General features: G+C 32.4%; 6 protein-coding genes. 5 read left to right on the top strand and 1 reads right to left on the bottom strand.

Annotated features, from left to right (window positions below; all coding sequences use genetic code 11):
* From AC3DU7_RS21375 to AC3DU7_RS21390, 4 genes are all read left to right on the top strand, one after another.
* A partial coding sequence (locus AC3DU7_RS21375; protein ID WP_488041319.1) for a polysaccharide pyruvyl transferase family protein occupies window positions 1-513 on the top strand: 513 nt, incomplete at its 5' end.
* A gap of 560 nt (window positions 514-1073) precedes the next feature.
* Window positions 1074-2192, top strand: a complete 1119-nt coding sequence (locus tag AC3DU7_RS21380; RefSeq protein ID WP_488041320.1) for a glycosyltransferase family protein — start codon at window positions 1074-1076, stop codon at window positions 2190-2192.
* 98 nt (window positions 2193-2290) lie between these two features.
* Window positions 2291-3022 carry a DNA/RNA nuclease SfsA gene (gene sfsA, locus AC3DU7_RS21385; protein WP_488041321.1) on the top strand — a complete coding sequence of 244 codons (732 nt, stop codon included), beginning with the start codon at window positions 2291-2293 and terminating at the stop codon, window positions 3020-3022.
* 241 nt (window positions 3023-3263) lie between these two features.
* Window positions 3264-4097 carry an ATP-grasp domain-containing protein gene (locus tag AC3DU7_RS21390; RefSeq protein WP_488041322.1) on the top strand — a complete coding sequence of 278 codons (834 nt, stop codon included), beginning with the start codon at window positions 3264-3266 and terminating at the stop codon, window positions 4095-4097.
* A 472-nt stretch (window positions 4098-4569) separates the two neighbouring features.
* Here AC3DU7_RS21390 and AC3DU7_RS21395 read toward each other — a convergent pair whose 3' ends face one another.
* A complete protein-coding gene (locus tag AC3DU7_RS21395; RefSeq protein WP_488041323.1) occupies window positions 4570-4782 on the bottom strand; it encodes a hypothetical protein in 213 nt (70 codons plus the stop codon).
* 146 nt (window positions 4783-4928) lie between these two features.
* On the opposite strand from AC3DU7_RS21395, the gene AC3DU7_RS21400 reads away from it, so the two are divergent.
* A complete protein-coding gene (locus AC3DU7_RS21400; protein ID WP_488041324.1) occupies window positions 4929-5738 on the top strand; it encodes a DNA/RNA non-specific endonuclease in 810 nt (269 codons plus the stop codon).
* The last annotated feature ends 675 nt before the right edge of the window (window positions 5739-6413 follow it).

The raw sequence follows: 6413 nt of genomic DNA on the forward strand, positions 1-6413 counted from the left end.
AATGATTTGGTTCAAGTTTTAGCTGATACTCTCACAAAATTGCACAAAGATAATGAGCAATTAAGTTTTATTTTCTTGCCCCACGATAGCCGTATTGTTAATGGAATTAATGATGATATTTTATCAAAAAAAATCATGGAAAATCTTCCCGATGAAGTTGCTTCATTCTGTTTCAAAATTCCTTTTCCCTGTTTAGCTAGAGAAATTAAAGCAATAGTTAAAAATATAGATTGTGTACTTACTGGCAGGATGCACTTAGGCATTGCTTGTTTAGGACAGGGTACTCCAATTGCTTGTATTACTTATCAGGGAAAATTTGAAGGTCTCTACCAACACTTTAACCTTGAACCTTTATTTATTGAACCAAAGAAACTATTCGTTCCCAATCAAAATGAACTCGTAGAATTAGTTCATAAATTAATTGATAGAAGACAAAATTTGCACGAACAAATTATCAGTAAACTTCCTCGAGTCAAAGAACTTTCCCAAGCAAATTTTACTTCAATTATCTGATTTTTTTCTAACTGTAACGAACTTTCGTCTTAATTTGAGAACGGGAAAAATTAAAGGTGAAAAAGAGAAACTCAACTCTCCCATTCTCCTGACTCCTGACTCCTTCTTCAAAGAATTCTTTTTTCAAAGTGGTATTACTGAGGTACAGTTGTTTTTATTCTTTTCTCTCTTGGTGTGCTACCAGGTGCGTCTGTCGCCGACGCCGCCGGGTTGCACCGCTATTCCCTATTTCCCGAATTACTACTCCCTATTCACTACTCCCTAAAATAAACGAATTTTGTACTTCACGCTTTTTGAGAATTGGTATATATAGAATTGAAGGGGTGCATCTCATAGCAAGCAAAAATACTTTTTTCCTATATATTCCCTGTTCCCTGTTCCCTAAAAGCGATAAATTTTTGGCTTTATTCTTGCATTGAGATGCACCCAATTGAAGTGATTTTATTTGACTTTATTTCCAAAATTCCAAGTAGTATAATTTGACTGAAATTAATGTATCTCACAGTAAATGTGAAATGCTTATATAAAAACTTATTTAATAGATAGCAGCGAATAAAATTATGAAGTTAATGCACGATGGACTCAAGGACTTTTTGCTCCTGGAAGAATATATTGAGTCTCAAAAAATCGGATTTATTTCTTTAGAAATTCCTCTTCCCAACTGGATTAAGAAGTTTACTAAATTTCTTAAATACTCAATAGGTTTACAAATTCGCCGAGAGTATCGCCATATTTCCATGGGATTAAATGCTCTCAAGTTTTCTGATGTAGATACTATTTTTATTTTCGAGATTTACAATCAACATCTATTATTTGTTATGCCTTTATTTGCCATCATGGCATTACGAGGAAAGGAAGTTTTAATCTGCCTGCATGGCAATCAACAATTTGCCATGACTAACAAACTGAAATTTATGGGATTACTTTATCTAAAAGCTTATTTAAAACTATTTAAAAAACTAAAAGTTGTTTCTTTTGAAGTAGATGATGATGTGCTGCCTGAAAAATTTAGATTACCAGACAAATCTAAATATATAATTCCTCATCCTATTATTAGTGAAGCTAAACCTAAATTTTTACCAGGAGAAAGAATACCCTCTAATGTTCCAATTAAAATTGGTGTTGTAGGAATGATTCGCCCAGATAAACCAATCAATCAAGTAATTGATAAATTACAAGAATATATTAAGTCTTCAGAGCATCAATGTGAACTGGTAATTGGAACACCTTTTGGTCAAAAACCCAAATATTTAGATGAACTTAATGTAACTCTTTATGACACTACTAAACAAGAAAACTATATCCAGATTTTAACGGAAATAGATATTTTAGTAATTCATTACGATAAAGACCGCTATTACTACCGAACCAGTGGAGTAATTAGTGATGCAGCTTCTTGTGGATGCTATATTATTGCTTCTGATTATCCGATGATTAAACATCAAGTTTGTTGGCCGGAAAAAATAGGTTCTACTTTTTCTGATTTTAATGAAATTTCTACCCTTATAGATGAGGGCATAGTTCATATTCGAGAAAAAGGTCAGGATAATCACTGGTTATGGCGAGAAGGAAGAACTGCTAAAGTGATCGCTAAAGTTTTATTTCCTGATAACTATAAATTAGATACTAAGGTTGAGAAAGGAGAGCTAGGTGCTACTGAATTAGGAAATAATAGTTGATATTTTCCGAGTTTAAACAAAAATAATAATTTTAATTTTTTTTGTATTATCCTAACCGTATTGATTTAAAGTCAATATAATTTATTGTCAAATAATTTATGAATAATCCTCCTAAATTCTCCTATAATTATCCCACTCTTGAGTCTGGAATTTTAATTAAACGTTATAAAAGGTTTCTGGCAGATATAGAGTTAAAATCTGGGGAAATAATTACTGCTCACTGTGCAAATACAGGTCCGATGAAAGGAGTTTGTACTTCTGGTAGTCCTGTGATGGTTTCTCATAGTAATAATCCTAAACGGAAATTGGCTTATACTTGGGAATTAATTCAAGTAACAGATAATGAACCAACTTGGGTGGGAATTAATACGGCTTTGCCTAATCGAGTTATTAAGTTAGCTTTGGCAGAATATTTATTTCCTGAATTGGGAGATTATAGTGAAGTTAAGCCAGAAGTTGTTTATGGGAAAGACAAAAAAAGTAGGGTAGATTTTAAGTTAATTAGTCAGAGTCAAAATATTTATGTAGAAGTTAAAAATACGACTTGGGCAAATCAACGAATTGCTTTATTTCCAGACACGGTTACAGAAAGAGGGCAAAAGCATTTACGAGAATTAATTGAAGTAGTTAAAAAAGGCGAAAGAGCTGTATGTTTATTTTTTATAAATCGTGGTGATTGTTATAAGTTTTCCCCGGGAGATATTGCTGACCCTAATTATGGTCAACTCTTGAGAGAAGCTGTTAAAGAAGGGGTAGAAATTTTGCCCTGTAGATTTGAAGTTACTCCCCAAGAAATTCGCTATTTAGGTATGGCGGAATTTATTAATTAGGGTGTTTTTTATTGATTAATTAATTAATGTATCTTTTCTTTTGCGGCTTTAATACCCCACCGTCATTTCAGTTATCAGTTATCAGTTATCAGTTATCAGTTGTCAACGGGGGTGTTTAAAATTGTTTGGGGTTTGTAGACACGAAGTGGCGTTTCGAATACTATCCATAAGCAATTTTCCCTTCTTCCTTCTTCCTTCTTCCTTTTTCCTTCTTCCTTCTTCCTTCTTCCTTCTTATAATTATGAACCAAAACATTTCAATGTTGATTAAAGCCTGTAATAATCTAGGCTATGAATATGACATCCTACATGAATCTGGAAATTTAGTAGTAGTCAAAAATCAAGGTAAATCTCATGTATTTGTGAATTTGGCAGCACCGCTTAACTCATCATCAGTTACTCATTTATGCCGTGACAAAGAATACTTTTATCAAGATTTTAAATCCCATATTAATATGCCGAAAACAAAGGGTTACTTGAATCCTAATTGTAATAAATCATATTCTAATTATGTGAAAAATTCTAACGTAGAAGAAATAGCAAATAATATTGATAAAAACTTTGAATATCCTGTTGTACTGAAGAAAAATAAAGGCTCAAAGGGAAGAAATGTATTTCAGTGCAATGAGAGAAGTCAAGTCATAAATTCCCTTGATAAAATTTATGATTTAAGCAATTACAAATACGATTATGTTGCTATTAGTCAAGAATATATTCAAATTCAGAAAGAATTTAGAGCTTTGTTTCTAGAAGGTAATTTACATTGTGTATATGAGAAGAGTATTACTGGAGCAAAATTTGTTGGAAATTTAAGTAGACTGCATTGGAAAGGAGCAAAAGCTAAGATTGTATTGGATATAGATTTTTTAGAACAAATACAATGTTTTTGTAAACCCATATTTAAAAATTGCGAGTTGAGATATACAGGATTAGATATAGTTCTAGATACAAATAATAAACTATGGCTGATTGAAGCTAATTCTGCACCAGGATTTGATTATTTCATTAGAGACTGTGGAGAAGAATTAGTGATAGAATGGTACAGGAAAACATTGCTATTAATATTCCGTAAATAGCAGTATCACACATATATGTTTTCAAATGATATGTAAATCATAGATTGAGTTTTTTCTCATAAAGCTGTGTTGATTCAATTATATCCTTGTATTTATTACTATTTGATAATGTTTCCCCCCTGTACTATTCCCTATTTCATATAACTTGGTTTCCAAATCCCATTTAGAAACGCTATATAATAATCTTTCGTAGTTATCATTTTATTACTCAATCTACGTTAATGCTTAAATAGCTGAAAAAAGACCAAACTTATATTTAAGCTAGAAGAACTTTTACCGAAAAATCGTGGGTATGCGCCTCCCCTTTTAAGGGGATAAAAAAAATAATTCCGTACTTCAAGCCTCTTGCTTTCCTACGGAATGCTCCGCAAACAGCTAGAGGTACTGATAACTGATAACTGATAACTGAAATGACCCCCGGTTTAAAACTTGGGGATAAATATATGATATGTTCTACAAGCCGTGTTTTATTTTAAACTTCTAATTCTGATAAAGCTACTATTGCTTGAGCCCACTTGACATATTTAAGATTAGCAAAATCACGAATTGTTTTTACTCCAAATGCTTTTTCTAGATAAACGGCATCTGATTGAGATACTCCTTTAATAGCCCAGACTGGCGCATCAGCAATTTCCTTGATCGACTTATTTGCGTATTCCTTGACTATTGCTTTCTCTATATTCATCGTTAGTAGTTTGAACTGAACAATACAAGACAATTTTAACTGACAACGAAGCAGATTTTTCTTGTTAAAGACAATATAGACACAAGGGGAACTTTAAGACTATACTTCTGAAACAGAATAAAAGACTTTTTTGCAGGATTAAAAATATGTTTATTTTACCAAAAAAATTTACTCTAGGAATAGCAATACTTTTACTCACACTTGCTAGTGGATGTTCTCTACTGTTAAAACCTTCTCCGAAAGTTCATATAACTCTAGGAAACCCAAGTAATGCCACAGCTTCTGTCGAAAATACAGATAATTATTTAATAGAAAAACCTCAATATGTATTGTCATATAACCAGGATAAAGGAACAGCCAATTGGGTAAGTTGGCAACTGAATAAATCTTGGTTAGGAAATGTAGAAAGACAGGATGATTTTCGCTCTGATGATAGTTTACCTGAAGATTGGTATCAGGTTAGACCTAGTGATTATCGAAATAGTGGTTATGACCGAGGACATTTAATTCCTTCAGCAGATCGTACCGCTAATGAAGAAGATAATTCAGCCACATTTTTAATGACAAATATAATTCCTCAGAGTCCAGATAATAATCGTGAAACTTGGCGGGAATTAGAACAATATTCTCGCGAACTTGTACAACAAGGAAATGAACTTTATATTATTGCCGGAGGGTACAGAAAAAAAGCAACTCTTGCTAAAGGTAAGGTAACTATTCCTAGCCGTACATGGAAAATTATAGTAGTAATAAAGCCTGGTTCTGGAGCGAGAGGAGTTAATAAAAATACTAGAGTTATTGCAGTGGATATGCCTAATTCAAATCGGATTAGAAGTGATTGGAAAGCTTACCGAGTTTCAGTCGATAAAATTGAAGCAGCTACTGGTTATGATTTTCTTTCAAAAGTTCCTAAAGAAATTCAAGATATAATTGAAAATAGAGTTGATGATCGGTAGATAAATTAAAAATAATAGGTGCAAAATTGACTTGAATAAGGTGGTAAGTGTTTAACAATTAACAAGAAACAATTAATAATTAGAGTTTGCTGAAATAGTCTTATGGGTAAAGGTAGGAGTCAGGATTCAGTAGTGAGGATTCAGGATAAATGGGAATTATAGAGGGAGTAGTCAGAAAAATTGTACCTTTATTTTTATGCCATAATCGTCCGAAAATACTAGCTTTTTAAGATTTTTTCCATCAAAAAGCTGACACTTTTTGAGACCAAAAAAATCTACAACCTTTATCTGTCAATGCTTTGATATTTAATCAACAAGCCCTAATTAGGGTTTGCTGAAAAAGTCTTTTTTTCAGAGGAGTAGCCAGAATCCAGAATTCAGAATCCAGGAGGAATGAGATTCCGAGAAGAAATAGCCAGAAGAATCTTCCCTTGATTTTCTAACCCTTTTTTGCCAAAAACCCTAGATTTTTGAACTGGAACTACCTAAAAGCTGATACTCCCTTAGTACCTGCAAAGTCTGAAACCTTTGCCATTAAAAACTTTGATATTTAATCAGCAAGCCCTAATTACCTCTCCTTGAAAAGAAGAGGATTGATGCGGTAGGGAAAATTTTTTATTTATAATATTAATTATCAAATAAAAAAATGCTACAAAAAGGAAATTATAAATTTAT

The organism is Okeania sp., from assembly GCF_983059655.1.

What these genes read in the sequence shown, in the direction of transcription:
- AC3DU7_RS21400 (WP_488041324.1), top strand. Translation starts at nt 4,929, where the DNA reads ATGTTTATTTTACCAAAAAAATTTACTCTAGGAATAGCAATACTTTTA.
- AC3DU7_RS21395 (WP_488041323.1), bottom strand. Translation starts at nt 4,782, where the DNA reads ATGAATATAGAGAAAGCAATAGTCAAGGAATACGCAAATAAGTCGATC.
- sfsA (WP_488041321.1), top strand. Translation starts at nt 2,291, where the DNA reads ATGAATAATCCTCCTAAATTCTCCTATAATTATCCCACTCTTGAGTCT.
- AC3DU7_RS21390 (WP_488041322.1), top strand. Translation starts at nt 3,264, where the DNA reads ATGAACCAAAACATTTCAATGTTGATTAAAGCCTGTAATAATCTAGGC.
- AC3DU7_RS21380 (WP_488041320.1), top strand. Translation starts at nt 1,074, where the DNA reads ATGAAGTTAATGCACGATGGACTCAAGGACTTTTTGCTCCTGGAAGAA.